General features: G+C 69.0%; 28 protein-coding genes. 15 read left to right on the top strand and 13 right to left on the bottom strand.

Features of this window, described 5'->3' with window-relative positions:
- Nucleotides 1–26: 26 nt before the first annotated feature.
- The gene (locus tag LT974_RS05155) at nt 27–647 is read left to right on the top strand and encodes an METTL5 family protein (protein WP_232589618.1); all 621 of its coding nucleotides are present in this window, start codon (nt 27–29) and stop codon (nt 645–647) included.
- On the opposite strand, the gene LT974_RS05150 is transcribed toward LT974_RS05155, so the two are convergent.
- Nucleotides 638–2,407, bottom strand: a complete 1,770-nt coding sequence (locus tag LT974_RS05150) for a rhomboid family intramembrane serine protease (RefSeq protein ID WP_232589617.1) — start codon at nt 2,405–2,407, stop codon at nt 638–640. The two genes, LT974_RS05155 and LT974_RS05150, sit on opposite strands and share 10 nt — an antisense overlap.
- A gap of 92 nt (nt 2,408–2,499) precedes the next feature.
- Between LT974_RS05150 and LT974_RS05145 the strand changes: the two genes are divergently transcribed.
- On the top strand, nt 2,500–2,784 hold the full coding sequence (locus LT974_RS05145; RefSeq protein ID WP_232589616.1) for a DNA-directed RNA polymerase subunit L: 285 nt from the start codon (nt 2,500–2,502) through the stop codon (nt 2,782–2,784).
- Here LT974_RS05145 and LT974_RS05140 read toward each other — a convergent pair.
- Together LT974_RS05140 and hisF are read right to left on the bottom strand one after the other, a co-directional pair.
- A complete protein-coding gene (locus LT974_RS05140) occupies nt 2,781–3,185 on the bottom strand; it encodes a hypothetical protein (protein WP_232589615.1) in 405 nt (134 codons plus the stop codon). The two genes, LT974_RS05145 and LT974_RS05140, sit on opposite strands and share 4 nt — an antisense overlap.
- A 77-nt stretch (nt 3,186–3,262) precedes the next feature.
- Nucleotides 3,263–4,072, bottom strand: a complete 810-nt coding sequence (gene hisF, locus LT974_RS05135) for an imidazole glycerol phosphate synthase subunit HisF (protein ID WP_230888359.1) — start codon at nt 4,070–4,072, stop codon at nt 3,263–3,265.
- A 302-nt stretch (nt 4,073–4,374) separates the two neighbouring features.
- Between hisF and LT974_RS05130 the strand changes: the two genes are divergently transcribed.
- Nucleotides 4,375–4,515, top strand: a complete 141-nt coding sequence (locus LT974_RS05130) for a DUF7550 family protein (protein ID WP_230888361.1) — start codon at nt 4,375–4,377, stop codon at nt 4,513–4,515.
- Here LT974_RS05130 and purL read toward each other — a convergent pair.
- Entirely contained in the window at nt 4,512–6,674 is a 2,163-nt protein-coding gene (gene purL, locus LT974_RS05125) for a phosphoribosylformylglycinamidine synthase subunit PurL (protein ID WP_232589614.1), read from the bottom strand. The genes LT974_RS05130 and purL overlap by 4 nt on opposite strands.
- Before the next feature lie 130 nt (nt 6,675–6,804).
- Here purL and LT974_RS05120 point away from each other — a divergent pair, with 130 nt between their 5' ends.
- Nucleotides 6,805–7,488 carry a PHP domain-containing protein gene (locus LT974_RS05120; protein ID WP_232589613.1) on the top strand — a complete coding sequence of 228 codons (684 nt, stop codon included), beginning with the start codon at nt 6,805–6,807 and terminating at the stop codon, nt 7,486–7,488.
- Nucleotides 7,489–7,538: 50 nt separating this feature from the next.
- Here LT974_RS05120 and LT974_RS05115 read toward each other — a convergent pair whose 3' ends face one another.
- Both LT974_RS05115 and LT974_RS05110 read right to left on the bottom strand, forming a co-directional pair.
- Nucleotides 7,539–8,009 (bottom strand): NUDIX hydrolase, encoded by a 471-nt coding sequence (locus LT974_RS05115; RefSeq protein ID WP_232589612.1) that lies wholly within the window; start codon nt 8,007–8,009, stop codon nt 7,539–7,541.
- 46 nt (nt 8,010–8,055) lie between these two features.
- Nucleotides 8,056–9,039 (bottom strand): transcription initiation factor IIB, encoded by a 984-nt coding sequence (locus LT974_RS05110; protein WP_232589611.1) that lies wholly within the window; start codon nt 9,037–9,039, stop codon nt 8,056–8,058.
- A 169-nt stretch (nt 9,040–9,208) separates the two neighbouring features.
- On the opposite strand from LT974_RS05110, the gene gatC reads away from it, so the two are divergent.
- Nucleotides 9,209–9,484 (top strand): Asp-tRNA(Asn)/Glu-tRNA(Gln) amidotransferase subunit GatC, encoded by a 276-nt coding sequence (gene gatC / locus LT974_RS05105; RefSeq protein ID WP_232589609.1) that lies wholly within the window; start codon nt 9,209–9,211, stop codon nt 9,482–9,484.
- Nucleotides 9,484–10,755 (top strand): Asp-tRNA(Asn)/Glu-tRNA(Gln) amidotransferase subunit GatA, encoded by a 1,272-nt coding sequence (gene gatA, locus LT974_RS05100; RefSeq protein ID WP_232589608.1) that lies wholly within the window; start codon nt 9,484–9,486, stop codon nt 10,753–10,755. The genes gatC and gatA overlap by 1 nt, the downstream gene beginning before the upstream one ends.
- A gap of 161 nt (nt 10,756–10,916) precedes the next feature.
- Here gatA and LT974_RS05095 read toward each other — a convergent pair whose 3' ends face one another.
- The gene (locus tag LT974_RS05095; protein WP_232589607.1) at nt 10,917–11,366 is read right to left on the bottom strand and encodes a hypothetical protein; all 450 of its coding nucleotides are present in this window, start codon (nt 11,364–11,366) and stop codon (nt 10,917–10,919) included.
- A 48-nt stretch (nt 11,367–11,414) separates the two neighbouring features.
- Entirely contained in the window at nt 11,415–11,720 is a 306-nt protein-coding gene (locus tag LT974_RS05090) for a hypothetical protein (protein ID WP_232589606.1), read from the bottom strand.
- Nucleotides 11,721–11,988: 268 nt separating this feature from the next.
- On the opposite strand from LT974_RS05090, the gene LT974_RS05085 reads away from it, so the two are divergent.
- Both LT974_RS05085 and LT974_RS05080 read left to right on the top strand, forming a co-directional pair.
- The gene (locus LT974_RS05085) at nt 11,989–12,912 is read left to right on the top strand and encodes a UbiA family prenyltransferase (RefSeq protein ID WP_232589605.1); all 924 of its coding nucleotides are present in this window, start codon (nt 11,989–11,991) and stop codon (nt 12,910–12,912) included.
- Between the two features lie 81 nt (nt 12,913–12,993).
- Nucleotides 12,994–14,670: a histidine kinase N-terminal 7TM domain-containing protein gene (locus LT974_RS05080; RefSeq protein WP_232589604.1), complete on the top strand. Its 1,677-nt coding sequence runs from the start codon at nt 12,994–12,996 to the stop codon at nt 14,668–14,670.
- Here the strand turns inward: LT974_RS05080 and LT974_RS05075 are convergent, their stop codons facing one another.
- Complete coding sequence (locus tag LT974_RS05075; protein ID WP_232589603.1) at nt 14,671–15,126, bottom strand: acyl-CoA thioesterase; 456 nt, start codon at nt 15,124–15,126, stop codon at nt 14,671–14,673.
- A gap of 117 nt (nt 15,127–15,243) precedes the next feature.
- On the opposite strand from LT974_RS05075, the gene LT974_RS05070 reads away from it, so the two are divergent.
- The 3 genes from LT974_RS05070 to purM are packed head-to-tail and all read left to right on the top strand — an operon-like array spanning nt 15,244 to nt 18,376.
- A complete protein-coding gene (locus LT974_RS05070; RefSeq protein WP_232589602.1) occupies nt 15,244–16,749 on the top strand; it encodes a TraB/GumN family protein in 1,506 nt (501 codons plus the stop codon).
- On the top strand, nt 16,743–17,336 hold the full coding sequence (locus LT974_RS05065; protein ID WP_232589601.1) for a zinc metalloprotease: 594 nt from the start codon (nt 16,743–16,745) through the stop codon (nt 17,334–17,336). Before LT974_RS05070 ends, LT974_RS05065 begins: the two co-directional genes overlap by 7 nt.
- Before the next feature lie 53 nt (nt 17,337–17,389).
- On the top strand, nt 17,390–18,376 hold the full coding sequence (gene purM, locus LT974_RS05060; protein ID WP_232589599.1) for a phosphoribosylformylglycinamidine cyclo-ligase: 987 nt from the start codon (nt 17,390–17,392) through the stop codon (nt 18,374–18,376).
- Here the strand turns inward: purM and LT974_RS05055 are convergent.
- The gene (locus LT974_RS05055; RefSeq protein ID WP_232589598.1) at nt 18,373–18,912 is read right to left on the bottom strand and encodes a CBS domain-containing protein; all 540 of its coding nucleotides are present in this window, start codon (nt 18,910–18,912) and stop codon (nt 18,373–18,375) included. The two genes, purM and LT974_RS05055, sit on opposite strands and share 4 nt — an antisense overlap.
- 41 nt (nt 18,913–18,953) lie before the next feature.
- Complete coding sequence (locus LT974_RS05050; RefSeq protein WP_232589597.1) at nt 18,954–19,322, bottom strand: DUF555 domain-containing protein; 369 nt, start codon at nt 19,320–19,322, stop codon at nt 18,954–18,956.
- 252 nt (nt 19,323–19,574) lie between these two features.
- Between LT974_RS05050 and LT974_RS05045 the strand changes: the two genes are divergently transcribed.
- Both LT974_RS05045 and psmB read left to right on the top strand, forming a co-directional pair.
- Nucleotides 19,575–19,748 carry a hypothetical protein gene (locus LT974_RS05045; protein WP_232589596.1) on the top strand — a complete coding sequence of 58 codons (174 nt, stop codon included), beginning with the start codon at nt 19,575–19,577 and terminating at the stop codon, nt 19,746–19,748.
- Between the two features lie 96 nt (nt 19,749–19,844).
- Entirely contained in the window at nt 19,845–20,576 is a 732-nt protein-coding gene (gene psmB, locus LT974_RS05040) for an archaeal proteasome endopeptidase complex subunit beta (RefSeq protein ID WP_232589595.1), read from the top strand.
- 69 nt (nt 20,577–20,645) lie between these two features.
- On the opposite strand, the gene LT974_RS05035 is transcribed toward psmB, so the two are convergent.
- Nucleotides 20,646–22,175, bottom strand: coding sequence for a hypothetical protein (locus LT974_RS05035; protein WP_232589594.1), 1,530 nt, complete (start codon nt 22,173–22,175; stop codon nt 20,646–20,648).
- A 94-nt stretch (nt 22,176–22,269) separates the two neighbouring features.
- On the opposite strand from LT974_RS05035, the gene ligA reads away from it, so the two are divergent.
- Both ligA and LT974_RS05025 read left to right on the top strand, forming a co-directional pair.
- Nucleotides 22,270–23,988, top strand: a complete 1,719-nt coding sequence (ligA, locus tag LT974_RS05030) for an ATP-dependent DNA ligase LigA (protein ID WP_232589593.1) — start codon at nt 22,270–22,272, stop codon at nt 23,986–23,988.
- Nucleotides 23,989–24,027: 39 nt separating this feature from the next.
- On the top strand, nt 24,028–24,807 hold the full coding sequence (locus tag LT974_RS05025; RefSeq protein ID WP_232589592.1) for an HAD-IIA family hydrolase: 780 nt from the start codon (nt 24,028–24,030) through the stop codon (nt 24,805–24,807).
- Nucleotides 24,808–24,810: 3 nt separating this feature from the next.
- Here LT974_RS05025 and LT974_RS05020 read toward each other — a convergent pair whose 3' ends face one another.
- Nucleotides 24,811–25,995, bottom strand: coding sequence for an MFS transporter (locus tag LT974_RS05020; protein WP_232589591.1), 1,185 nt, complete (start codon nt 25,993–25,995; stop codon nt 24,811–24,813).
- Nucleotides 25,996–26,044: the final 49 nt, after the last annotated feature.

Below are 26,044 nucleotides of genomic sequence, written 5' to 3'. Positions count from 1 at the left end.
TCGCCCCCGGAGCCCTCGGCCCGGGTATGAAGCGCGCGCTCGAACAGCGCCTCTCGGCGGTCGAAGGGTTCCGCAACCCGAGCGCCGCGCTCGAACAGTACTCGACGCCCGCCGACCTCGCCGCCCACCTCCTCCACCTCGCGGACCTCCACGGCGACCTCGCCGGCTGCACGGTCGCCGACCTCGGCACTGGCACGGGGATGCTCGCGCTCGGCGCTGCCACGCGAAATCCCGAGCGCGTCCTCGCCGTCGAGCGCGACCCGGACGCACTCGCAGTCGCGCGCGAGAACGAACCCCGCGTCGACCCCGCGGTCGCCGTCGACTGGCTGCTCGGGGACGCGACGCGGCCGCCGCTGGAAACGGTGGATACGGTCGTGATGAACCCGCCGTTCGGCGCCCAGCGCGGCAGCGAGCACGCCGACCGCGCGTTCCTCGTCGCGACCGCCGAGATCGCCGGCGCCTCCTACTCGATTCACAACGCCGGCAGCAAGTCGTTCGTGGAGTCGTTCGCCGCCGACGAGGGCGGCGAGGTCACGCACGCGTTCGCCGCGGAACTCGACGTCGCGCGGCAGTTCGAGTTCCACACGAGCGAGCGCGAGCGCCTCGACGTCGAAGCCTTCCGCATCGAGTGGGCGGACTACTCGTAGGTCTCCCGGCTCGCGATGCGAATCGTCGTGTTCTCGTGCTCCGTCAGCACCCGACTCCCGTTCCGCACGAACGTCAGCCCGGCCGCGTCAGTGGTCTCGTTCTGCTGTGGAATCCCCGTCGAGCCGACGACGGTCTGGTTGCGCAGGACGTCGAGGTCGAAGCCGCCGCTCGACGAGGTCACGCGCACCTGTCGGCCGGCGACGACCGGGTCCGCGGTAGCGTTCTCGGAGCTGTAGACGTGGCGCGTCTCGCCCTCGGGCGGCGTGACGTAGACGTTGTAGACGGCGCTGGCGCCCGCGGGCACCCAGCCGCGGCGGTGGACGCCGACGGACTCCTTCCAGCCGACGCCGCCGACGGTGACGGACTGGTCGCCGTAGAAGCCGAGTCTGCTCGCGCTCACCTCCTGCGTCCAGATGTCGCGCTCGGGGTTGGCGACGATGACGCCGCTCGCGGAGACGTTCGTCGCCTGCGAGAAGTACGGGACGTCCACGCCGGAGACGCGCTCGTTGGTGACGTCTTCGGCGTAGGTCACCTCGTAGCCGCGGATCTCCACGGGGTCGCCGGGGAGGTCGGCGTCCGCGACGGTGGTGAGGTTCACCGGCACGGCGACCATCGACATCGTCACGACGGGGAGCAGCAACACGACGAACGCGGCCTTCCGCGTGGAGACGTCGCCGAACAGCGTGCTCGTGTCGGCGCGCACGGCCGCAGTCAGGAGGACAGCGAGCGCGGCGACCAGCAGCACGCCGAGCGCGCGGAAGAGCACGTACTCGTCGGCAGCGCCGTACCACCACACCGCCCACAGCGACATCGACGCCGCGAGCACGACCGCGCCGAACCAGATGCGGGCAGCGGAGGGGCGGTTCTCGCGGCGGACGACGAGCGCGGCGGCGAGCACTGCGCCGACGAGGAAGCCGAAGAGGTGGCCCTGCACGGAGATGCCGGCCCACCACGGCGTCGAGAACGACGGCGACGCGGAGGCGTACGTAATCGGGTCGTGGACGACCGTCCACAAGAGCGACAGCACCTCGCGAACCGACACGGCGAGCACGGTCGCCAGCGGGAAGCGCACGAGCGCGAACCCCGCGAACGCGTACACGACACCGGAGAAGCCGATTGTCGCGCCCCACGAGAATACGCCGGTCAGCAGGCCGACGCCGAAGACCGCCGCCGGGAAGACGACGAGCGCGCGAACGTAGGGGTTGGTGCGCCACGAGCCGAACGAGGACTCGCCGCGCTCAGTCGGGTAGTGCGAGAACGCGTACTCCGCCAGCGGCGCGAGCGCAACCGTCGCGACGAGGTTCCCCGTGACGTGGCCGAGGCTGGCGTGCGCGAACGCCGACGTGACCGTCCCCAGCGGGTAGAAGTACGACCACGAGACGAACGGCACGACCAGCGGCGCGCCCGCCGCGCCGAACTGGACGACCAGGTAGAACGCGGCGACCGCGACGACGACCAAGAGTGTGCCCCACGGAATCCCGAACAGGAGTCGGCTGCGGATGCGACGCACGGCGGCACGACCTTCGCCGACGGAGAGCACGCCGACGCCTGTCGCGACGAACGTGACGACGGCCGCGTACGCGGCAGCGGTCCAGACGTCGACCGTTTCCAGCGCCGCCGCGGCGGCGATGCCGACGAGCACGGCGACGGGTGCGGCGCGCGTGAGCGAGGAGAAGCGACGGAACCGCGGCACCGCGACAGTCACCGCGAGGAGAGCGAGCGTCGTCGCAGCGACGACGACCACCGGCGAGACGTTCATACCACTACGTGGCTGGCCCCGGCGGCATAAACCGTCCGCCCGCGAGCCGACGGTTCGAAACGTTGAAACGCGCCACGAGCGAACCGACACGCATGGACCTGCGGGTTATCGAGAAGGGAGACGCGGAACTCACTATCGAGATTGCCGGGGAGGACCACACCTTCATGAACGGGCTGAAGGGCTCGCTCATCGAAACCGAGGGCGTCGTCGCGGCCTCGTACGACATGAACCCCGAGCAGTCCGGCGGTCAGACCGAGCCGGTGCTCACCATCAAGACCGAGGAGGGCACCGACCCCCTCGACGCGCTTCAGTCGGCGGCAGAACGGATGAGCGACGAGCTCCGGGACTTCGCGGACACGTTCGAAGCAGCGGCCTAACCGACGACGACCGACAGCTCGAAGCACCGCCCGCCGAACTCGAAGGCGGGGTCGGAGCTGCGCTCGGCGAGTGCGTCGACGTGTTCTTCGAGGGCGACGCGACGACCGGGTTGGGTGCGCACGCGGACGCTGTCGGTGTCCGCGCCGAAGTACGCGACCGCGTTCTGTATCTCGGGCATCGACAGCACGTCCGTGAGTGACAACTGCGTGGCGTCAGCGTCGCTGTCGGTCAACACGAGGTACGTCGGTTGAATCCCCATAGAGGCGTGCGCGAGGTTCACGAACCGCGTGGAATCGCATTCGACGGCGTCCACAGCCGAGCGCCCCGGGTCGAGCGGTCCATCAGGGGAACACTGGGCAGTTTCCGGGTCCCCCGACCCGGGTGCACCAGAGTGAGACATACTACCGCTATATTGGACTTTAGTGATAAATCATTCGCAGTGTCGAGTACGGAATATCGACGTCGCAGCCGTCGCTCCTACAGCCTGACCGGCACGCCGTGTTCGTCGAGGTACTGCTTGGTCTCCTCGATGGTGTACTCGCCGTAGTGGAAAATCGAGGCGGCGAGCGCGGCGTCCGCACCCGCGTCGAAGGCGTCGGCCATGTCCTGGGGCGACCCGCAGCCCGAGGACGCGATGACCGGCGTCGAGACGGCGTCACAGACCGCACCCGTCAGCGGCAGGTCGTAGCCGTCCTTCGTCCCGTCGGCGTCGATGGAGTTCACGAACAGCTCGCCCGCGCCGCGCTCCTCTGCTTCGCGCGCCCACTCGACGACGTCCCGGCCGGTCCCCTCGCGCCCACCCTTCACGGTCGCCTCGAACCAACAGGACTCGCCGTCGACCTGCTCGTAGTGCTCGCCCTGTTCGTCGTAGCGCCGCCGCGCGTCCACGCTGATGACGATGCACTGGTTGCCGAACGCCTTCGCACCCTCCGTGATGAGTTCGGGGCGTTCGAGCGCGCCCGTGTTGATGGAGACCTTGTCGGCGCCCGCGCGCAGCGTCTCCTTGATGTCGTCCTTCTCGCGGATGCCGCCGCCGACGGTCAGCGGGATGAACACCTCGTCGGCGACGCGCTCGACGGTCTCCAGCATCGTCGCGCGGCCCTCCGCGCTCGCGGTGATGTCGAGGAAGACGAACTCGTCGGCGCCCGCTTCGTTGTACCGTTTCGCCATCTCCACGGGGTCGCCCGTGTACTCGAGGTCTTCGAAGTTCACGCCCGTGTAGACGGCGGCGTTCCCGTCGTCGTCTAAGTCGACGTCGACGCACGGGATGACGCGCTTGGTCAGCATACTGTGCAGTTCGAGGGAACCGCCGATAGTGGTTTCGTCTCCGGCATCCAACGGCCGGACGTGAGGGATACGTCATGACGTACGTCGTCGCGTTCGACGACTCGCCGCTCTCGCAGGCGGCGCTCGGCCGCGCGGTCGCGTTCGCGGGGCGACCGACGAGCAGGTCGGCGCTGTCACCGCGATTCCCCGGGACTCCGAGGCAGTCCGAGAGCGCGGCTGGCTGGGCGGCGACGAGACGTTCGGCGTCGAACAGGTCGCACGGGTTCGGTACTGCCAAGTAGGCCCCCATCCAATCGCCGCGCATGTCAGACGACCACGCTCACGACGATTCGGGTCGCGTCACGTCACCGATGCAGGAGTACACCACGAGCCAGGTCGGCGTCGGCCTCCTCGTACTGCTCGTCGGCGTCGCAGTGGCGTACCTCTTCCCGGCGTTCTTCTAGTCGAGTTCGCGTTCGAGGACGCGCCGTGCGTCCACGATTTCCTCGTGGTCGTAGTCGACGGACTCGCCAGCCACAGCGAGGGATAGCACGCCGTCGTCAGTCGTCTCGCCGAGGTCGACGACGGGCGCGTCCACCGCGTCGCGGAGCACGTCGACGTCGGTCGTCTCCACGACCGCGCGCCCCGGGGCCTCCGAGAACAGCGCGCCGACGCTCGGAACGTCTACCTCGACGCCCGCACTCTCCCCGACCATCTCGGCGAGCGTGACCGCGAGGCCGCCGTCGCTGACGTCGTGGACGGCAAGCGTCGCGTCGTGCGTCGCGGCCGTTCGGACTGCTGCGACGCTGCTATCCTCCACGTCGGGGAACGGCGCGCTGCCGTCGAACTGTGCGAGGTACTCGCTCCCGCCGAGCGTCTCGTCGTGGCCGCCGACGAGCACGAACTCGCCCTCGCCCGCGGCCGCCATCCCGGGCGCGTCGTAGCCCTGCCGGACGCCGAGCATCGCGAGCGTCGGCGTCGGCGGCACGGGGCCCGCGTTGGAGTCGTTGTAGAGGCTGACGTTCCCGCCGACGACCGGCGCGTCGACCGCGCGGCAGCCGTCCGCGAGGCCGTCGACTGCCGCCGCGAACCCGCCGTAGACGTCGGGATTCTCGGGGTTCCCGCCGTTCAGGCAGTCCACCGCGGCCAGCGGTTCAGCGCCGACCGCCGCGAGATTCGTCGCGTTCTCCACGGCCGTCGCGTACGCGCCGCGGTACGGCGAGGCGTCGGTCCAGTTCGGGTTCGTGCCCGCGGAGAACGCGAGTGCGGTCTCCTCGCCACCTGCTTCAGCCACTTCGTGGAGCGCGAGTTCGGCGGCGTCGTCGCCGGGCCGCCGGAGCGTCCGGTTGCCGACCTCGTGGTCGTACTGGCGGTACACCCAGCGCTTGCTCGCCGTGTTCGGACTCGACAGCACCGCGTCGAACGCCTCGTCGACGTCGACGTCCGGCAGGTCCGTCTCGGGCTCGCTGGGCTCCTCGCGTTCGAGGTCGTTCATCGGCGCGCCGTCCGCGAGGAACTCCGCGGGCGCGTCGACGACGGTCTCTGGCTCGCGGCTGTCGCCGCTCGCCTCTTCCGAGGCGCGCTGCGCCTCGCCCTCGAACTCGCAGACGTAGTTCCCTTCGGTGACTTCGCCGATGACCGAGCAGCCGAGGTCGAAGCGCTCGGCGATTTCCTGCACGCGCTCGACGTCCTCCGGGCGGACCTCGTAGCACATGCGCTCCTGGGACTCGGCGAGCAGGATTTCGAGCGCGTTCATGTTCGGCTCGCGCTGGTGGACCTCGTTCAGGTCGATGCGCGCGCCGAGGCCACCCAGCGCGACCAGCTCCGAAGACGCGCCGCCCAGCCCCGCCGCGCCGAGGTCGCGGGCGGCCATCAGGAGGTCCTCGTCGACGAGCGCCTCGTTGGCCTCCACGAGGAGTTTCTCCGTGTACGGGTCGCCGACCTGCACCGCGGGCCGGTCCTCCGTCTCGGCGTCCTCCGCGAGGTCCTCGCTGGCGAAACTCGCGCCGCCGAGGCCGTCACGGCCGGTCGCGTTCCCGACGAGTACGAGCTTGTTCCCGGGCTCTTTCGCGGCGGCGGTGACGAGGCGGTCCTCGGTGACGAGGCCGACGCACGCGACGTTCACGAGCGGGTTGCCCTCGTAGCCGTCGTGGAACTGCGTGCTCCCCGTGACCGTGGGGACGCCGATGGCGTTCCCGTAGTCGCTGATGCCCTCGACGACGCCGTCGAGGAGGTAGCGGGAGTGGTCGCGGTCGAAGCCGCCGAAGTAGAGCGCGTCCGCGAGCGCGATGGGGTACGCGCCCATCGAGAGCGTGTCGCGGACGATGCCCCCGACGCCCGTCGCCGCGCCGTCGTAGGGGTCGACGTAGGAGGGGTGGTTGTGGCTCTCGACGCCGAACGTCACCAACTGGTCCGTGCCGGGGACCGACACCACGGCGGCGTCGTCGCCCGGCCCGACGACGACGTCGTCGCTGTCGGTGGTGAACGCGGACAACAGCGGGCGCGAGGAGCGGTACGCGCAGTGCTCGCTCCAGAGATTCTCGAACAGCGCGGCCTCCGCCCGCGTCGGGTCCCGTCCCAGTTCCGCTTCGACGAGGCGTCGGTCCGATTCGACGAGTGGCATTCACCTTCGTGGTCCTTCCGCGAGCGTTTAGTCGTTTCCATGTGCACGGACGTGAACAGTCATGGTGCTCGCTCCCGCCCGACGTTTCCGTACCGGGGCGCTTTTGCCCACCCCTACGTAACCTCCAGTCGTGCTTTCCGTCGAACTCCACACGCACTCCGAGCTCTCCTACGACGGCCGCGACCCCGTCGAGATGCTCTTAGAGCAGGCGCAGGCGGTGGGGCTCGACGCGCTCGCTGTCACCGACCACGACGAAATCGAGGCGAGCCTGCGGGCCGCCGACCTCGCCGAGGAGTACGGCCTCGTCGGCATCCCCGGGATGGAGGTGACCAGCGCCGACGGCCACGTACTCGCCATCGGCGTCGAAGAGGCGGTGCCGTCGGGCGAGCCGTTCGTGGACACGCTCGACGCGATTCGTGACCGCGGCGGCCTCGCCATCGTCCCGCACCCGTTCCAGTCCTCACGTAGCGGCGTCGCGCCGAACATCTCGACGGCGACGCTGGCGTCCGCGGACGCCATCGAGGTGTACAACTCGCGGCTGCTCACGGGCCGCGCGAACCGGAAGGCCGAGCGGTTCGCGCGCGCCCACAACCTCCCGATGACCGCGGGCAGCGACGCCCACATCGCGGAGATGGTGGGGCAGGCGGTGACGCGCGTCGGCGCCGACGACCGCTCGCTGGACAGCGTCCTCGACGCCATCCGGGACGGCCGAACGAGCGTCGAGGGCAAGCGCACGCCGTGGCACATCAGCTTCCGGCAGGCGGCGGGCGGCGCGAAGCGCCGCGTGAAGAACCGCCTCGCGGAGTTCTTCTGAGAGGTCGGCGACCACGACGCAGGTCCTCGAGAGCCGGCTGGACTACCGGGCTACGCTTCGCTCGCCACTTCGATGACCTCCAGCGCGATTTGGACGGTGTCAGCGTCGAGGTCGCTCTCGCGGAGGTCATCGGGGTCGTACCACGCCCACGCTTCAGGTCCTTGCTCTCCGTCCGCGGGGTCGATGTCCCGCGAGGGGACGGTCGCGAAGTAGACGTGGTCGATGTGCTGGTGACCGACGCTGCCGTCCTCGTGGACGTTGATGTCGTAACACAGCTGGTAGCGCGGCGACGGCAGCGCGAAGCCGTCGGGCGCGGGCACGTCCGGAGCCTCACCGAGCAGCGTCGGCTTCAGGCCGGTCTCCTCCTCGACTTCGCGTTTGCCCGCTTCGTGGGGGAGTTCGTCGCGGTCCACGTGGCCGCCCGGCGGAATCGTGAGGCCGAGGCGGTCGTGTTCGTGGAGCGCAGTAGCGCCGTCGTTGACGACGTAGACGGTGGCGGTGAAGTGACGCGTCGTCTCCATAGCGGAGGTTCGCGACGCGGCGGATAGGGGTTACGCTCCCGGAGCGTCAGGCTTCGACGTTCGCCTCGCCGCCGGCCTCCAGAATCTCGTGGTAGCGGTTGCGGATGGTGACTTCGCTGACGTTTGCGACGTCGCTGACCTGACTCTGCGTGATGCGTTCGTCCACGAGGAGGCTGGCGGCGTAGACGGCCGCAGCCGCGAGCCCGACCGGGGATTTCCCTGAGTAGAGGCCTGCCTTTTCGGCGCTCTCCAGAAGGTCGCGAGCGCGGCGCTCGACTTCGTCGGAGAGCCCGAGTTCCGAGCAGAACCGCGGGACGTAGCTGGCGGGGTCCGTGGGCGCGACTTCGAGGCCGAGTTCGCGGGCGACGTAGCGGTAGGTGCGCGCGATTTCGTCCCGTTCGACGCGGCTGACGTTCGCCACCTCGTCGAGACTGCGGGGTGCGCCCGCCTGCCGCGCGGCCGCGTACAGCGCGCTCGTGGCGACGCCCTCGATGCTGCGGCCGGGGAGCAGGTCGTCGTTGAGCGCGCGGCGATAGATGACGGAGGCTGTCTCGCGGACGTTCTTCGGGAGACCGAGCGCGGAGGCCATCCGCTCGATTTCGCCGAGGGCTTGCTTCAGATTGCGTTCCTTCGAGGTGCGCGTACGGAAGCGCTCGTTCCACTTGCGGAGCCGCTGCATCTTCTGGCGCTGGCGGCTGGAGAGGCTGTTGCCGTAGGCGTCCTTGTCCTGCCAGCCGATGTTCGTCGACAATCCCTTGTCGTGCATCAGATTCGTGGTGGGCGCGCCGACGCGGGACTTCTGGTCGCTCTCCTCGCTGCCGAACGCGCGCCACTCGGGCCCGCGGTCGATGGTCTCCTCCTCGACGACGAGCCCGCAGTCCTCGCAGACCGTCTCGCCGCGCTCCTCGTCGACGACGAGGCGGCCGCCGCACTCGGGGCAGTGGAGGTCGGCGTCGACCTCCTCTGTGGACTCCTCGCTCTCGCTCTCGGCTTCCTCGCGCTTCTCGCGGGTTCGCGTGGTGTCACTCATGGGGGCTGTGGGATGGGAGCTGTGGGCGGGTTCTGTGGTCGAGAAAACGTCTAATACGTGTAACAGAGTAGGGCCGACCGCACAAAAGGACTGTGGCAGAAATCCCCACACAGAACGGGTGCCATGGGGCATCGAAACGCTTACCGACGGCACGCGCAATTCCGGAGACATGAGCGATTCTGTGGACGCCGACGAGGTCGAGCACGTCGCGGACCTCGCGCGCGTGGACCTCGACGACGAGGAGCGCGCGCAGTTCGCCGACCAGTTCGGCGACATCCTCGAACACTTCGAAGCACTCGACGAGGTGCCCGAAGTCGAGGCCGAACCCGACCTCGTGAACGTGATGCGCAGCGACGAGGTCGAGCAGAGCCTGAGCCAGGAGGAAGCGCTGCGGAACGCCGACGACAGCGAGGACGGCCGCTTCAAGGGCCCGAAGGTGTCGTAATGAGCCTGAACGCGTACATCACCGAGGACGTCATCGAGGGCAGCGGGGACGGCCCGCTCGCCGGGAAGACCGTCGCCGTCAAGGACAACATCTCCACCGAGGGCGTCCGCACGACCTGTGGGTCGAAGATGCTCGAAGCGTACGTGCCGCCGTACGACGCCACCGTCGTCGAGCGCCTGAAGGACGCGGGCGCGACCATCCCCGGAAAGACGAACATGGACGAGTTCGGGATGGGGACGACCACGGAGACGTCGTACTTCGGCGCGACGAAGAACCCGGTCGACGAGGACTACGTCCCAGGTGGCTCCTCGGGCGGCAGCGCGGCGGCGGTCGCGGCGGGAGACGCCGACCTCGCGCTCGGGACGGACACCGGTGGTTCGATTCGGTGTCCCGCCGCCTTCTGCGGCGTCGTCGGCATCAAGCCGACGTACGGGCTCGTCTCCCGGTACGGCCTGGTCGCGTACGCGAACAGCCTCGAACAGATAGGCCCCATCGCGCCGACCGTCGAGGACGCCGCGGCGCTGCTGGACGTCGTTGCGGGCCCCGACGAGAACGACGGCACCACCCGAGAGGAGGGCGCTGACACGGACTTCGCGAGCGCCGCCGACGGCGACGTCGAGGGCCTCACCATCGGCGTCCCCACGGAACTCGTGGAGGGTGCCGAGGACGCGGTCGTGGAGACGTTCGACGCGACAATCGAAGACCTCCGCGAGCAGGGCGCGACGGTCGAGGAAGTCAGTCTCCCCTCGGCGGAGTACGCGGTCGCGGCGTACTACGTCATCGCGATGTCGGAGGCGTCCTCGAATCTGGCGCGGTTCGACGGCGTCCGGTACGGCCATTCTGGTGGCTACGAGGGCAACTGGAACGAGTCGTTCGCGAAGGCGCGCTCGGAGGGCTTCGGCGACGAGGTCAAGCGCCGCATCCTCCTCGGGACGTACGCGCTTTCGGCGGGCTACCACGACAAGTACTACAAGCAAGCACAGGAGGCCCGCGCGTGGGTGAAACAGGACTTCGACGAGGCGTTCGAGGACGTCGACGTGCTCGCGTCCCCGACGATGCCGATTCTACCGCCGAAGCTCGGCGAGAGCCTCGACGACCCGCTGAAGATGTACCTCGCGGACGCGAACACGACGCCCGTGAACCTCGCCAACCTCCCCGCCATCTCGGTGCCGGCGGGCGAAGCCGACGGCCTCCCAGTTGGCCTCCAGCTCGTCGGCCCGGCGTTCGGCGAGGAGACGATTATCAACGCTGCCGCGGCGGTCGAGGACTGAAACCACGAAGAAAGCGGTAGTTAGGGTAAGGTCACGCCGCGAGCGCGTGTAGCGCGCGAGCGGCGGCGCGAGGACGACCGTAGGGAGGACGAAGCGCTTTTTCCGCAAGTTTTTGCCGAGTGAGGCGCGCAAAGCGCGCCTCACGCAGAGCAAAAAGTGCGTTAGAAGTCCGGCAGGTCGTCGGGCGCGTCGTACTCGGCCTCCCAGTCGACGTACTCAGCCTTGAGCAGCCGGGAGGCTTCCGCGCCGAGCTCCGCCAGCGACGCGTTGATGGCCGAGACGGTCTCCCAGGAGTTCAGTTCCGGGTGGATGTTGCGCTCGCGCCAGTTCTCCGGGAGCCCGGGCGCGTGGTAGCCCACGCGGTCGGCGAAATCGTCCCAGAAGAAGTCGAAGCGGTCGAACATCCCCAGGTCGACGGCGATGTCGAACGCTTCACGGGTCAACTCCGTCTCCGCCGCCCACGTCTCGAAGGCTTCCGCCCACGCGCCGTCCTCCAGGAACTCTTGAAGGTCGTCGCGGTGGTAGTCGGTGCCCTGGACGGTGACGTCGTCGTACTCGTCGGGGTCGCCCTCCAACTCCGGCGGGTCGGGCGCGGGCGCGTCGAGAGCCATGGCCAGGAGTAGGTAGTCGGCGGGGAAAAGCCTGCGCGTCGCCGACCGCTACGCGCCCAGCCAGTCGTTCGTCGAGACGTCGTGGCCGCTCTTCCGGCAGATCTGCGCGCCGTGGTTGCGGACTTCGCGGGCGGAGGGGAACGTCTCGCGCTCCTGTATCTGGTCCTGAATCCACTCCGCGAGTTCGCGGGCCTGCGCCCGCCCGGCGATGCGTTCGACCTCGTTCAGTCCCTTCTCGTAGGCCTCGCGCTGGGAGCCGCCCTTCTGCTTGGCCTGCTCGCGGTCCGCGACGTCGAGGGCCTCCACGGCCGCTTCGTCGATCTTCCGCAGGAGGTTCTTCGCGTGTTCAGTCATCGTTTCCCTCCACGGTCACTCACCCTCGCGGTCCCCCCAGCCAGGAGGTTCGTCACGCGGTCGGCTGCCTGCTCGACCCCCTCGACACGGTCTTGTTTGACGCCTGTCATCGTCGTGGTCGAACAGACGGCGACAGCGCGGATAAGCCTGTGGGCTACCGTATTTTCACATTTGATAGATGATAAAATGAACGTAAAACTAAGCCGCTATAGACGGTCTGTTCGCACGTCAGACTGGTGGCTGCTGTTGCCGACCTGACGACCGAACGATGTCACGGAAACAACACTGCCGGGCGGCGCTCTCCGGCGACTCGACGTGGTTTGTCGCACAGCTCGCTCGCGCGAAACACCTCTGGACGGTTCTGTTGTACAGTTCGGCGTACCTCTCGGTGGTCACGGTCATCGAAGTCGGCATCGCGATGGCGGTGCTGTCACTGCCGCTGAGCCCCGCACCCGCCGTCGTCGGCCTGATTACGTTCGCCGTCTACGCGAACGACCGCATCGCCGACGTCGACGACGACGCCGTCGACAAACCCGAGCAGGCCGCGTTCGTGCGCCGGCACGAAGACGTCTTGTACGTCGCAGCGGCGCTCGCGTACGGACTCGCCATCGCGCTCGCGATGCTCGGCGGTCCGCTGGCGCTGGCACTGGCGCTGCTCCCCGGCGCGTTCTGGGTGCTGTACGCCAGCGACTGGCTGCCGCAGCTCGGCTCGCGCTTCTGCCGGCTGAAGGACGTTCTCGTCGTCAACACGGCCGTCGTCGCGCTGGCGTGGGCGGTGTCGCTGACGTTCCTGCCAGTGGCGTTCGCCGACGGCGGCGTGACGCCCGCCGTCGCGCTCGTGTTCGCGTACTTCTTCCTGCGGTCGTTCGTCGACACCGAGCTCCCGAACGTCCGCGACCGCGAGGGCGACCGGGAGGCCGGCGTCCGCACGCTTCCCGTGGTGCTCGGCCTCGAACGGACGCGACTCGTCCTCTACGCCGTCGACGCGATTACCGCCGCAGTCCTCGCGTACGCCCTGGCTGCCGGCTACCTCTCGGTGTCGGTCGCGCTCGCGCTCGGCGTCGGCCTCGTCTACTCGCTGGTCGTCACGAGCCTGCTGGCGCGCTACGCCGACCGCGCGTGGCTGACCGTCGCGCCCGAACTCGAATACGTCGTCGTCGGCGCCGTGCTCTCCCTGGTCGCCCTCGGATAACCGCGACTGGGTCGCCACGAGGACCGCAACCTTCGCGGGACGGCACGGCTTTTAGGATGGCGCACACTCTCGCGAACACCAGTGGTCGCGCTCCTCGAACTCCTGACCGTGGTCCTGCTGGTCAGCATCGCGGTCAGCTTCGCCGCCGGGCTGCTCGCGTGGCGCGAGCGGCCGGAACCGGGCGCGTCCGCGCTCGTGCTCATGCTCGGCGGGGTCGGCTGGTGGACGGCGTTTCTGGTGTTCGAACTGCAGGCCGACTCGCTCGCGCGGAAGCTGCTGTGGTCGGACGTCCAGTGGGTCGGCGTCGTCGTCATCCCACTGGCGTGGCTGTTGTTCGCGCTTGCGTACACCGGCCGCGACGAGTACGTCCGCTCGCACGTGGTCGCGGTGCTCGCCGTCATCCCCGCGGTGACGGTGGTGCTGGCGGCGACCAGCGGGTCCCACGACCTGCTCTACCGTTCGACGAGCGTCGTCTCGTACGGCGACCTCGTGTTGCTCCACCGCACCGGCGGGCCGTGGTACTGGGTCGTCGCGGCGTACACGTACGTGCTCGGCGTGCTCGGGTTCGTCCCACTCGTCGACCTGATTCGGAGCAACGCGGTGCTGTTCCGCGGGCAGAGCACCGCCTTGCTGTTCGGGTCGCTGACGCCGTGGGTGACGAACGTCCTCTCCGTCGCGGGCATGCTCCCGCTCCCCGAATTCGACCCCACACCCATCGCGTTCGCCGTCACGGGCGTGGCGTTCCTCGGCGCGCTCACGCAGTTCCAGCTGTTCGGCGCGAGCCCCGCCCCGAACTGGCGGGCGCGCCGGCTCGTCTTCGAGCGGATGGACGACGCCGCCGTCGTCGTCGACAGGCACGGCTACGTCGTGGACGCCAACGAGAGCGCGGAGCCGCTGCTGGGGCGGTCGCGCTACGACGCCATCGGCGAGTCGGTGGCGTCGATGCTGCCGTCGCTGGGCCCGCTCGACGGCGAGTGCCGGCCGGAGCACGTCACAATCGCCGTCGACGGCGACGATACGCCGTTCGACGTCTCGGTGACGCCCATCCACGACGTCCGCGACCGGCTCATCGGGCGCGTCGTCACGCTCCACGACGTCAGCCGGTACTTCCGGCAGAAGCAACGACTGGAGGTGCTGAACCGCGCGTTCCGCCACAACATCCGCACCGACACCCAGATGATTCTCGGCTACGTGGGCCAGCTGTCCGTCGACACGGACGAGGAGCGCGAGGCCGTGGACATCGTGGAGCAGCGCGCGTCCAGAATCGCGGGGCTCGGGGAGAAGGCCCGGGTCATCATCGACCTCCTCGAACGCGAGCAGGAGCCGACACGGCCGGTCAGTGTCCGGGAACTGCTCGACGGCCGCGTCGAGCGGCTCCGCGACGCGTTCCCCGGGGTGACCGTCGACGTCGCCGAGTTCCCCGCGGACTGTCGCGTGCCGGCCACGCTCGGCCCCGTCGTCTGGAACGCCCTCGAAAACGCCGCCGAGCACAACACGAACGAGAACGCGTGCGTGAACATCAGCGTCGAAACGCACGACGGCCGCGTGCAGATTCGCGTCGCCGACAACGGCCCCGGCATCCACGAGGGCGAGTACGAAGTGCTACAGCGGGGGACGGAGACGCAACTCGACCACGCCAGCGGGCTCGGCCTCTGGCTGATTCACTGGGGGACGGACATCGCGGGCGGGCACGTGACGTTCGCGGACAACGAGCCGACCGGCGCGGTCGTCACGCTCGACGTGCCGCGCCTCGACTGATTACTGCTGTTCGGCGTGGGCGTCGAGGGCGTCCTGCCGGAGCGCCGCCTCGGCCTCCGTGTCGCAGGCCAGCCGCGGCACCTCGGTGGGCTTGCCGTCGTCGTCGAGCGCGACGAACGTGAAAAACGACGTCGTGGTCTTGCGCTCCGTGCCCTCCACGGGGTCCTCGGCGCGGACTTCGACTTTCACCTCGATGCTGGACTGGCCGACGTCGAAGACGAACGCCTCCACGACCGCGACCTCGCCCATCTCGATGGGCGCGATGAAGTCGACGTGGTCCATGGAGGCAGTGACGCACTGTCGGCCGGAGAACCGCATCGACGCGATGGCCGCGCAGATGTCCATCCAGTGCAGGACCGCGCCACCGAGCGCGCGGCCGAGGTTGTTCGTGTCGTTGGGCAACAGCAGTTCCGTCATCTCCGTGTAGGAGTCCATCAGGCGCGCCGTCTCGCTCATGCCTCGTGGTTCTGGGCGGGGCGGCTTGAATGCTTCCGAGTGGGGGCGAACCCCGGACAGCGGCCGGTACGTCGCCCATCCGACAAGCGTAAGGCCGCCACAACTAACGTGGACGTAATGAGCGAGGAATCCGCGGCGACCCGCGAGGGCTCCGTTCGGGTCGTCGGGACCGCCCACGTCTCCGCGGACAGCGTCGAGGAGGTCGAGCGGGTCGTCGAGGCGGAGAACCCGGACACGGTCGCCGTCGAGTTAGACGAGGGCCGCTACCGGCAGATGCAGGGCGACGCGCCCGAGGACCTCGACGCCAGCGACCTCCTGAAAGGGAGCATGGCGTTCCAGTTCCTGGCGTACTGGCTGCTGTCGTACGTCCAGCAGCGCCTCGGCGACAAGTTCGGCATCGAGCCGGGCGCGGACATGAAGGCGGGCATCGACGCCGCCGAGCGCATCGGCGCGGACGTCGCGCTCGTCGACCGCGACATCCAGGTGACGATTCAGCGCTTCTGGGCGCGCATGACCGGCGTCGAGAAACTCAGGCTGGTCGGCGAACTCGCGTTGGGCGTCACCGACAGCCGGACGCTCGGGCTCGGCTTCGGCGCGTTCGTCGGCTTCGTCGTCGGCGTCGGCGCGGAGTTCGTCGCCGGCCCGTTCCTGCTGCCGCCGCCACCCGCGACAATCGGCGTCGTGGAGACGGCGCTGGTCGTGCTGTCGGGCCTGGCGGAGGCCGTGCTGTTCGCGGGCGTCGGCGCGTTCGTGTTCGGCGCGGTGTTCGTCGTGCTGTTCGCGCGCGCCGAACCCGAGGACGTCGAGGAGTTCTCGATGGACGACCTCACGGACGCGGACGTGGTATCGGCGATGATGGAGGAGTTCCGGCGGTTCAGCCCCGCTGGCGCACAGGCGCTCATCGACGAGCGTGACGCCTACATCGCGCACAACCTCGTCGCGCTGCGCGCGCAGGGCAAACACGTCGTCGCGGTGCTGGGCGCGGGCCACCGCGAGGGCGTCGAGCACTACCTCGACCACCCCGAGGACCTGCCGCCGATGGAGTCGCTGACCGGCACGCAGAGCAAGCGCTTCTCGGTCGCGCGGCTGTTCGGCCTGCTGATTACGGTCGGCTTCCTCGCCTTCTTCGTCCTGCTGGTGATGGCGGGCGTGGACAACACGGTGCTCCTGCAGGTGTTCGGCGCGTGGTTTCTGTTCAACGGGATAATCTCGATGGGGGCCGCGAAGTTCGCGGGCGCCCACTGGACGAGCGCGGGCGTCGGCGGCGCGGTGGCGTGGCTGACGAGCGTCAACCCGCTGCTCGCGCCGGGCTGGTTCACGGGCTACGTCGAACTGCGCTACCTCTCCGTGCGGGTCGCCGACATCGGCACGCTGAACGAACTCATGGACGACCAGGAGACGCCGATTCGGGACCTGCTCGGGCAGATGATAGACGTGCCGCTGTTCCGGCTCATCGCGGTCGTCGCGATGACGAACATCGGCAGCATCGTCGCGAGCGTGCTGTTCCCGTTCGTCGTCTTGCCGCTTATCGGCGGCCCCTTCGACAGCGTCGGCGCGGTCACCGACGCGATGGTGCGGGGCGCACAGAACAGCGCCGACGCCATCTGGGGACTGGTATGGTGAACTTCAGCAGCCGCGAACTCCGGGACCTCCTCGTCGCGTGGCTGGCGCTCGGGCTGGCGTTCAGCCTGCTGTACGTCCCCGTCTCCGTAACGACGATCACCGACGTGCTGGCGAGCGCGGTGTTCCTCGAAGAGTTCGCGCTGAGCCTCGCGACGGTCGGCGTCGCGTTCCTCCTGCACGAACTCGCGCACAAGGTCGTCGCGGTCCACTTCGGCCAGCACGCGGAGTTCCGCGCTGACTTCGGGATGCTCGCGCTCGCCGTCGCCGGCGGCCTCGCCGGGTTCCTGTTCGCGGCACCGGGCGCGGTCCACCACAGAGGTCGCATCACGCCCCGCGAACACGGCCTCATCGCGCTCGCGGGTCCGCTGACGAACGTCGCGCTCGCAGTCGTCTCGCTGGGCGTGTTCGTCGTCGCGCCCGACATCGGGTGGCGCGGCCTGTTCATCAACGTGCTGCTGGCGGGGTTCAACATGATTCCGTTCGGCCCGCTGGACGGCGCGACCGTCCTGCAGTGGAACAAGGCGGTGTACGCGGCCGCCGCCGTGATTACGATTGGCCCGGCGCTGGTGTTGTTCCTCGGAGTGTAGTCATCCGCGCATAGACCGGCACGCTTTTCGCCCCGACATGCGCACGCTCGTGTATGAGCGACGGGAGCGACGACGAACTCACGTACGCCGAGGCGGGCGTGGACATCGAGGACAGCGAGGCGGCGACCGCGGCGCTGGTCGGCGCGGTCTCCGAGGTCGGGGACACCACCAAGTACGCGGGCTTGGTGGACCTCGGCGACCAGTACCTCGCGCTCGCGACCGACGGCGTCGGCACCAAACTACTCGTAGCAGTCGCGGTGGAGGACTACTCCACGGTTGGAATCGACTGCATCGCGATGAACGTCAACGACCTCGTCGCGGCGGGCGTCGAGCCCGCGGCGTTCGTGGACTACCTCGCGGTGGACGTGCCCGACGAGACGCGCGCTGCCGAATTGGGCGAAGGACTGGCGGCCGGAGCCGAGGAAGCCGGCGTCGCGCTCGTCGGCGGCGAGACGGCGGTAATGCCGGAGGTCGTGAACGACTTCGACCTCGCCGGCACCGTCGCCGGCATCGCGACCGACGACGACCTGCTCGCCGGAGAAGCACAAGCAGGCGACGTCCTCGTCGGGTTCGCGTCGTCGGGCATCCACTCGAACGGGCTCACGCTCGCACGAGAGGCCGCCGACCGTGCGGGCGGCTTCGACGAGCCGTTTCCCGGCGACGGTTACGAGACGGTGGGCGAGGCGCTGCTGGAGCCGACCCGCCTCTACACCTACTTGCTCGATGCGCTGCACGAATACGACGTGCACGCCGCGGCCCACGTCACCGGTGGCGGCTGGACGAACCTCGAACGCATGGGCGCGTTCCGCTACGAGGTTACGGACCCGCTACCAGCGCAGGACATCTTCGCGTTCGTACAGGACGCCGGCAACGTCAGCGACGAGGAGATGCACCGCACGTTCAACATGGGCACCGGGTTCGTCGTCGCCGTCGACCCGGCGGACGCCGACGCGCTCGTGGCCGCGACTGACGGCAAGAAAATCGGCGAAGTAGTGGAGAGCGACGCGTCGAGCGTCGAGATTCGCGGGCTGTCGCTCTAACTGATGCGCGCGGCGACGTCGGCCTGCGTGATGATGCCGACGGTCTCGCCGTCCTTCGTGACCATCACGGCCTTGTAGTGGTCCAGCAGGCTCGAAATCTCGTCGAGCGTGGCGTCCTCGGAGACGGTGGGGAAGCTCTCGCTCATCACGTCCCGGACGGGGTGGTCGCCGACGTCCTCGCCAGCGTGGACGACGTCGCTGTCGCTGATGGAACCCACAGGAACCCCGTTCGTGATGACCGCAAGCTGCGAGTAGCCAGCGTCCTGCATCTTCTGGACGGCGTGGCTGACGGCGTCGTCGGGCGCGACGCTGACGACATCTTCGTGCATGAGTGTTTCCGCGCGGACGACGTCGCCCTCGGCTTCGTCCAGCGCTTCGACGATGCGGCGCAGCGTCGACAAGCGGGGGTCGACGTCACCGCCCTCGATGCGGGCGATGAGCGGCTGTGAGACGCCCGCGCGCTCGGCGAGTTCGCTCTGCGTGAGCTCGAGGGAGGTGCGCCGTTCGCGCAGGTCCTTCGGCGTCGGCAAACGCATGCATGCGAATAACCGACAGTTATTGATAAAGGTTCGGGAGGTTACTGCTCCTCGGCTTCGCCCTCGCCGCCCTCCTCGACGACCTCGATGACTTCGAGGGGGACGTCGCGGAGGGCGCCGCCGACTTCGCTCTTCGCGATGCGCTCGGCGTGCTCGACGCTGTCCGCGTTGAAGACGGTGAGTTCGAGGACGAGCCCGACGAGCGCGGTGTTCGCCGCGAGGAACGCGGCGTCCAGCGGTTCGCCACACGCGGGGCAGGTGGTGACGCCGGCCTCGACTTCGACGTAGTCGAGGTCTTGGTCGTTCAGTCGTTTGCCGGCTTCACTCACGGCGACGCCGATGGCGTCGTCGGAGTTCTCGACGTCACGCACCAGCCAGGCAGCTTCCATCGCAACGACGTAGTTGCTCATATTCGTTCAACGGGGCGCGGAATGTCGTGCTTTGTGGTTTGGCCGTCCCGGGCGGACGTGACGAGAAACGTCTGCATAACTTATGGCGTGGTGTCGCGGTGGCAACGGCGCGGTTACGATTCGCGCTTGCTGCGGCGGGACTGCGGCCCGGCCGAACGGCCCAAGCCGATAATCGCAGTACAGCGCCAGGTCACCCTTATGCGCCCGTCCGGAAAGTATTTATACGGATACGCCTTGGCGGAGACCATCCCGATGTTCGACCGTGCCACCCGACTCGCGCTGTTCACGCTGTACCAGTCCACCCTCGCTCTGGGCATCGCGTTGCTGCCCGTCGCGCTACTCGCTCGCCGCGCCGGCGTCACGCTCCCGGTCCGCCGCCTCGTCGAGCGCACCGAGCAAGCGTACAAGGCCCGCGCTGCGAACTGAAGACCCGGCGGAGACGGCCGCTATCGCCTGATTCTCCCGCGTCGCGAATCCCCGGAAAAGATGGTTTTATCCGTCCCGGACTGGTAACGTCTGGTAATGTTCAACAGCAACGAGGGCTCGGAGTTCGCCCGGAACCAGGCACGGTTCGGCGGCACCCAGAACCCCTACGAGCCGGAAGTCGGCTCCCTCCCCGACAACGACCGCTCGGGCGCTGACGACGAGTACGTCAACAAGACCGGCACCACCATCGTCGGCCTCACCACCGAGGACGGCGTCGTGATGGCCTCCGACATGCGCGCGAGCCTCGGCGGCCGCGTCGTCTCCAACAAGGACGTCCAGAAGGTCGAAGAGATTCAGCCCAACGCGGCGCTCTCGATGTCCGGCTCCGTCGGCGGCGCGCAGAGCTTCATCCGCTCGCTGCGCGCGGAAGCGAACCTCTACGAGGCCCGCCGCGGCGAGTACATGTCCGTCAGCGCGCTCGCCACCATGGCGTCGAACCTCCTCCGCGGCGGTCCGTTCTTCCGCGTCGTCCCGATTCTGGGCGGCGTCGACGACGAGGGCGGCCACGTCTTCAGCCTCGACCCCTCCGGGAGTTCGCTCTCGGACAACTACACCGCGCAGGGCTCCGGCATGCCGTACGCGCTCGGTGTGCTCGAACAGGAGTTCAGCGACGACCTCACCACCGACGAGGCCGTCACCGTCGCCGCGCAGGCCATCGACTCCGCCAGCGAGCGCGACACCGCCTCCGGCAACGGCATCCACGTCACGAAGATTACGCCCGAGAACGTCGAAATTGTCGGCCACAAGGACGTCGACGACGTCCTGTAACGGCCGCCTCGACCACCTTCGTCCCCCTCTCCTCCGTTTTTCTCACGGCCGTAGCGGCGCGTCCGCCGTTCAGTCGAGGCCGTCGCCCCGTCCGAGCCAGTCCGCGAAATTCCCGTCGAGGAGCGTCTCGCGTTGCTTCTCGAAGTACTCGCACTGCATCGCGTACACCGCGTTCTCGAAGGAGTTGCCGTCCGAGAGCGCGCTCCGGACGCGGTCGCGCTTCCACGCCGCGGGCGTGATTTCGTGGCGGGCGCGCTGGCGCAGCGGCCACAGGTACTTCGCGGCCTGCTCGTTCGAGAGGCCACGCCGCCGCAGGCCGGCTTCGGCCTGTTCGAAGAGGTCGGCGTAGATGGCCGCGGTGTCGGTGACGCGGTCGCCGTCGCTGGTTATCCACGCGAGGTCTGCGTCAAGGCCGTTGCGCGCGGCGTCGTAGAAGCTCTCGCGGGCGGTCTCCCAGTGGAGGTCGTACAGCGGATGTTCGGTCCGCGGGAGGTTCTCCAGGAGGCCCGCGAACGCCGCCTGTACCGCGATGGTGTCGCGGACGGTCGGCTGGCCGGCGATGGGCCGGAATTCGATGCGGGCGTTCGCGTTCTCCTTCGAGGAGCCGCCGAACACCGGACGCACCCACCGCCAGAACGTGCCGTGCTTGCGCCGCCAGTGCGCGAACTCGTCGTCGAAGCGCCCGCTCCCCGACACCGGCATCGGGACGATGGTCTCGCCTTCGGCGACCCGGTCGACAGCGTCCGCGACGCTCTCGAAGTCCTCGGGGAACCGGACCTTCTGCTGTTCGCCGGGGACGTTCAACACCGTCTCGAAGACGTCGATGCGGGACTCCTGCCAGCCGTCGACGAGAATCTCCTCCGGTGTGGCCTCGTCGTCGTAGAGGTCCGGCGGGAACAACGGCGAGTTCACGCACAGCGCCAGCAGCGGCGCCGCGAACCGGAGCGCGTACCGGAAGTACGTCGGCAGGTCGACAGCCTGTGGCACCTGGTAGTGGGGCTGAATGGACGTGATGAGCGCTTCGGGCATCACGGTGTCCGCCTCCAGCGAGACGTGCGGGGCGTCGAGGCGCATCCCCGCGGGCTGGTCGGTGTTGGCCATCGCGTGGTAGCGCGCGGACGCCGACATGTTCGTCGCGATTTCGACGCCGTCCCGGGAGACGCTGTCCGTGAGGTAGTCGCGGGCGGTCTCGCCTTCCGGCGGTATCGTCCACATACCGTCGCTGACGAGGTGCAGGCCCTCCGCGTCCATCGGCTCCTCGGCGGCGTCGAGGTTCGCCCGCACCTCCATCTCCTGGGCGCGCAGCCCGTGCTCGTTCAACGGCTGGGGACTCGTCGTCATCTCCGCGTTGTGGAGGCCCAGTTCCTTCTCGAAGCCGACGAACTCCAGGACGCGCCGCGGCACGCGCGCCAGCGACCCCTCGTCGTTGACCGCGTAGAACTCGTATTCGAGGCCGACGATAGCCTGCGGGTTGTCGAACGTGCCCGCGGCGACTTCGGCTTTCACGACCTCGGCGTCCTCGCGGACCTGCTGCTGGAACGCCTCGGCGTCCACGTCCAGGGTGTCGCGCACTCGCTCCACGAGGTCCGGGCCTGTCATGGCGTGGGGCTTGTCGCCCCGCGCCTAATAAGCGCGGTGGGTGGGTGAGTGCAGTTCGCGCGTTTTAACTGCGGGAACTGGCTATCGGAGCGTAATGGAATTCGGTTCGTTCGCCGCGCACGCCGCCGACATCGAGGCGACGGACGCGGACCTCGACGTCGTCACGAAGGTCGCGGCCCTGTTCGGCGAGGCCGGCGACGACCTGGCGGTGGTCGCGCGGTTCGTCCAGGGGCGGGTGTTCCCGGCGCACTCGGAGACGAAACTCGACATCGGGCCGCGGCTCTGCTACGAGGCGCTGGCCCGCGCGGCGTCGACGAACGTCGCCGTCGAGGACGTCGAGGACCGACTCGCGGAGACCGGCGACATCGGCGAAGTCGCCGGAAACCTCGACCTCGGCGGGCAGGCGGGACTCGGCGCGTTTGCGGCAGACAGCGGCGACGACGACCTGACCGTCGCCGAGGTGTACGAGGACTTGACCGCGCTCGCGGCCGCCGAGGGCGACGGCAGCCAGGACGAGAAGGTGACGCTCCTCTTCGGGCTGTTCAACGACTGCTCGGGCGAGGAGGCACGATACCTCGCGCGCCTCGTGCTCGGGGAGATGCGCATCGGCGTCGGCGAGGGCGCGGTCCGGGACGCCATCGCGGAGGCGTTCGACGTCCCCGTCGAAGCCGCGGAGCGCGCGCTCCAGGTGTCGAACGACTACGGGCTCGTGGCCGTCACCGCCCGCGACGAGGGCGTGGACGGCCTCGACACGATGCACCTAGAAGTCGGGCGGCCCGTGCAGGCGATGCTCGCACAGGCCGGTACCGTCACCGACGCCCTCGACTCGTGGGACGAGGCTGCCGTGGAGACGAAGTTCGACGGGGCGCGCGTCCAGGTCCACTGGGACGGCGAGGAGGTGTCGCTGTACTCGCGGAACATGGAGGACGTCACGGACGCGCTCCCCGAGCTCGTGGAGTTCGTCGAGGACCACGTCGACGCGCCCGTGATTCTGGACGGCGAGGCGGTGGCGGTCGACGACGACGGGAGCCCGCTGCCGTTCCAGGAGATTCTCAAGCGCTTCCGGCGCAAGCACGACGTCGAGCAGATGCGCGACGAGATTCGCGTCGAACTGAACGCCTTCGACTGCCTGCACGCGGGTGTCCCCGAGTCCGGCGGAAAATCGGGGGCTCGTCGGACGACGTCCGACGGCGGCGAAGACCTGCTGGACGAGCCGTTTCGGGAGCGCCACCAGCGCCTCCGCGACGTCGTTGATGACGACTCGGCGGTCTCCGAAATTCAGGTCACGGACGACGCCGACGAGATTGCGGCCTTCGAGGAGCGCGCCCTCGAAGCGGGCCACGAGGGTATCATGCTGAAAGACCCGGACGCGGCGTACACGCCCGGGGACCGCGGGAAGCACTGGCTGAAGCGCAAGCCCGACGTGGAGACGCTGGACTTGGTCGCGACGGGCGCGGAGTGGGGCGAGGGCCGGCGTGCGTCGTTCCTCGGGACGTTCATGCTCTCCGCGCGCGACGAGGCGACCGGCGAGTACGCGACCATCGGGAAGGTCGCGACCGGCATCACCGACGAGGAACTCGCGGACCTCACGGACCGCCTGGAGCCACACGTCCGCAGCGAGGACGGCCAGGAAGTCGACCTCGAACCCGCCGTCGTCTTCGAGGTTGGCTACGAGGAGATTCAGACGTCGCCGACCTACGAGTCGGGGTACGCGCTCCGGTTCCCGCGGTTCGTCACCGTCCGCGAGGACAAACCCCCGGAGAACGCCGACACCATCGAGCGCGTCGAACGCCTCGCCGAGCAGCAGGGCTGACGGCGGTGCGTTAAACACGCTAGCCGCCCAAAGAGCGGTATGAACGTTCGTGGCGCTGTCGTGGACCTCGACGGCACCGTCCTCCGCGGTGAAACCCTGCTCCCGGGCGCCGCCGCTGCCGTGGCCGCGCTACGGGAGCGCCTCGACCGCGTGCTCTTCCTGACGAACAATCCGACCGTGCCGCCCCGCGAGTACGCGGTGCGGCTCCGCGAGTTGGGCGTCGACGCAACCGCCGACGACGTTCTCACGTCGACGGCGGCGACCGTCGCGTACCTCCACGAGAACCACGCCGACGACTCCGCGTTTCCCATCGCCGAAGCCTCAATCGTCGACCAACTGCGAGACGCCGACGTGCCGTTGACCGACGACCCCGACGCCGCAGACGTGGTCGTTGCGGGCTACCACCGCGAGTTTCACTACCGCGACCTGCAGGCCGCCCTCGACGCGCTCGGCGAGGAGACGGCGTTCGTCGGCACGGACCGCGACACCACGATTCCCACCGAGGACGGACGGATGCCCGGGTCGGGGGCCATCATCCGCGCGGTCGCGGGCGTCACGGGCCGGGAGCCCGACGCAGTCTTGGGGAAGCCGTCGGCGACGACCGCGCGCCTCGCCGCCGACCGCATCGGCGTCCCGAGCGACGAGTGCGTGCTCGTGGGCGACCGCCTCGACACGGATGTCGCGATGGGCGAGCGCACCGGGATGACGACGGTGCTCGTTCGCACGGGTGTCAGCGGCGACGCCGACCTCGCGGACAGCGACGTCCAGCCCGACTACGTCCGTGACTCGCTGGCGGACGTGCCCGACCTGCTGGACTGACGGTCAGTCGTGGAAGTACGGCACGGCGAGCGCGAACCCGACGACCGTGAGCGCGAGCGCGTAGCCGAACGCGGCGGCGTACGAGCCGGTTGCCTGAATCACCTCGCCAGCGATTAGGGGCGCGCTGAACGCGCCGAACAGACCGAGACTCGTGAGTAACGCGACGGCCGTGGTGACGCTGTCGTCGGAAACTGTGCGCGGCACGACGCCGTAGAAGAGGCCGAGGCTCAACTGCACGAAGTAGCCGCCGACGAGCAGGAACGCCGCGACCACGAGGTACGTCTCGGAGAGCGCGATGCCGACGAGCGTGATACCCGAAACGACCAGCGACGCGAGCACGACCGGGCGGGCGCGCCCGCCGAACAGCCGGTCGGTGACGACGCCGCCGCTGGCGCGCGCACCGGCCCCGAGGAGCGGGAACGTCGCGGTGAGCGCGCCGCTCTGTGCGAGTGACAGGCCCAATTCGCTGGTGAGGTACGTCGGCACCCAGCTGTTGACGAAGAGGTACAGCGAGTACGCGACGAACCCGAGCACGCAGATTAACAGGACGGCGCGGTTGCGCGCGACGTCGAGCACGTCGCCGAGCGCGGGAATCTTCCCGGTGCCGCCGCCCGACAGGTCGCTCTCCCAGCCGAGGAGGATGCCGGCGAGCGCGGGCAGCAAGAACAGCGGGTAGACGAGGAAGACCGAGGCGGCGCCGTACTCGGCGACGATGGTCGGGCCCGTGAGGTGGCCGACAGCGAACCCGATTGGGCCGCTGGCGGTGAACAGGCCGGTGGCGGTCGCGGCGTTCCGGAACTGCCCGAAGACGGTGAGGCCGGTGTTCCAGAGGAGGACGAAGCCGAGGCCGGCGACGACGCGCGACCACAGCACGGGCCAGTAGGCTCCCTGCTGGGTGAACTGCCAGCTCGCGGCGCCGCCGACGAGAAACACGGCGGTCGCGAACGCGAAACTACGTGGCGCGCCGAACCGGTCGACGACGGCCCCCGCGGGGAGGCTGGCGACGACGGCGACGCCGAGCATGACGCTGACGAGCCAGTTCACTTCCGCGGCGCTCGCGCCGAGCTGCGCGGACAACACCGGGGTCGTGCTCGCGGGGACGATTTCGTACGCGCCCGATGCGACGGCCGTACCGAGGATGCTGGCGACCACGACCGGGTGGTCGCGGAGCGCCGGGCGGTGGTCCATAGCGGCGACGCGTCCCGCAGGTTCAAGTCGCTATCCCCGGCGGCAACCG

The organism is Halobacterium noricense, from assembly GCF_021233435.1.
Classification (GTDB): domain Archaea; phylum Halobacteriota; class Halobacteria; order Halobacteriales; family Halobacteriaceae; genus Halobacterium; species Halobacterium noricense.
This window is presented reverse-complemented; position numbering and strand designations above follow the sequence as displayed.

What these genes read in the sequence shown, in the direction of transcription:
- LT974_RS05085 (WP_232589605.1), top strand. Translation starts at nt 11,989, where the DNA reads ATGTCACGGAAACAACACTGCCGGGCGGCGCTCTCCGGCGACTCGACG.
- LT974_RS05150 (WP_232589617.1), bottom strand. Translation starts at nt 2,407, where the DNA reads ATGAACGTCTCGCCGGTGGTCGTCGTCGCTGCGACGACGCTCGCTCTC.
- LT974_RS05025 (WP_232589592.1), top strand. Translation starts at nt 24,028, where the DNA reads ATGAACGTTCGTGGCGCTGTCGTGGACCTCGACGGCACCGTCCTCCGC.
- LT974_RS05090 (WP_232589606.1), bottom strand. Translation starts at nt 11,720, where the DNA reads ATGACTGAACACGCGAAGAACCTCCTGCGGAAGATCGACGAAGCGGCC.
- LT974_RS05035 (WP_232589594.1), bottom strand. Translation starts at nt 22,175, where the DNA reads ATGACAGGCCCGGACCTCGTGGAGCGAGTGCGCGACACCCTGGACGTG.
- LT974_RS05110 (WP_232589611.1), bottom strand. Translation starts at nt 9,039, where the DNA reads ATGAGTGACACCACGCGAACCCGCGAGAAGCGCGAGGAAGCCGAGAGC.
- LT974_RS05075 (WP_232589603.1), bottom strand. Translation starts at nt 15,126, where the DNA reads ATGAGCGAGACGGCGCGCCTGATGGACTCCTACACGGAGATGACGGAA.
- LT974_RS05095 (WP_232589607.1), bottom strand. Translation starts at nt 11,366, where the DNA reads ATGGCTCTCGACGCGCCCGCGCCCGACCCGCCGGAGTTGGAGGGCGAC.
- LT974_RS05050 (WP_232589597.1), bottom strand. Translation starts at nt 19,322, where the DNA reads ATGAGCAACTACGTCGTTGCGATGGAAGCTGCCTGGCTGGTGCGTGAC.
- purM (WP_232589599.1), top strand. Translation starts at nt 17,390, where the DNA reads ATGAGCGACGGGAGCGACGACGAACTCACGTACGCCGAGGCGGGCGTG.
- LT974_RS05070 (WP_232589602.1), top strand. Translation starts at nt 15,244, where the DNA reads ATGAGCGAGGAATCCGCGGCGACCCGCGAGGGCTCCGTTCGGGTCGTC.
- LT974_RS05155 (WP_232589618.1), top strand. Translation starts at nt 27, where the DNA reads ATGAAGCGCGCGCTCGAACAGCGCCTCTCGGCGGTCGAAGGGTTCCGC.
- gatC (WP_232589609.1), top strand. Translation starts at nt 9,209, where the DNA reads ATGAGCGATTCTGTGGACGCCGACGAGGTCGAGCACGTCGCGGACCTC.
- LT974_RS05115 (WP_232589612.1), bottom strand. Translation starts at nt 8,009, where the DNA reads ATGGAGACGACGCGTCACTTCACCGCCACCGTCTACGTCGTCAACGAC.
- LT974_RS05130 (WP_230888361.1), top strand. Translation starts at nt 4,375, where the DNA reads ATGTCAGACGACCACGCTCACGACGATTCGGGTCGCGTCACGTCACCG.
- LT974_RS05020 (WP_232589591.1), bottom strand. Translation starts at nt 25,995, where the DNA reads ATGGACCACCGCCCGGCGCTCCGCGACCACCCGGTCGTGGTCGCCAGC.
- LT974_RS05055 (WP_232589598.1), bottom strand. Translation starts at nt 18,912, where the DNA reads ATGCGTTTGCCGACGCCGAAGGACCTGCGCGAACGGCGCACCTCCCTC.
- hisF (WP_230888359.1), bottom strand. Translation starts at nt 4,072, where the DNA reads ATGCTGACCAAGCGCGTCATCCCGTGCGTCGACGTCGACTTAGACGAC.
- LT974_RS05145 (WP_232589616.1), top strand. Translation starts at nt 2,500, where the DNA reads ATGGACCTGCGGGTTATCGAGAAGGGAGACGCGGAACTCACTATCGAG.
- psmB (WP_232589595.1), top strand. Translation starts at nt 19,845, where the DNA reads ATGTTCAACAGCAACGAGGGCTCGGAGTTCGCCCGGAACCAGGCACGG.
- LT974_RS05065 (WP_232589601.1), top strand. Translation starts at nt 16,743, where the DNA reads ATGGTGAACTTCAGCAGCCGCGAACTCCGGGACCTCCTCGTCGCGTGG.
- gatA (WP_232589608.1), top strand. Translation starts at nt 9,484, where the DNA reads ATGAGCCTGAACGCGTACATCACCGAGGACGTCATCGAGGGCAGCGGG.
- ligA (WP_232589593.1), top strand. Translation starts at nt 22,270, where the DNA reads ATGGAATTCGGTTCGTTCGCCGCGCACGCCGCCGACATCGAGGCGACG.
- purL (WP_232589614.1), bottom strand. Translation starts at nt 6,674, where the DNA reads ATGCCACTCGTCGAATCGGACCGACGCCTCGTCGAAGCGGAACTGGGA.
- LT974_RS05045 (WP_232589596.1), top strand. Translation starts at nt 19,575, where the DNA reads ATGTTCGACCGTGCCACCCGACTCGCGCTGTTCACGCTGTACCAGTCC.
- LT974_RS05140 (WP_232589615.1), bottom strand. Translation starts at nt 3,185, where the DNA reads ATGTCTCACTCTGGTGCACCCGGGTCGGGGGACCCGGAAACTGCCCAG.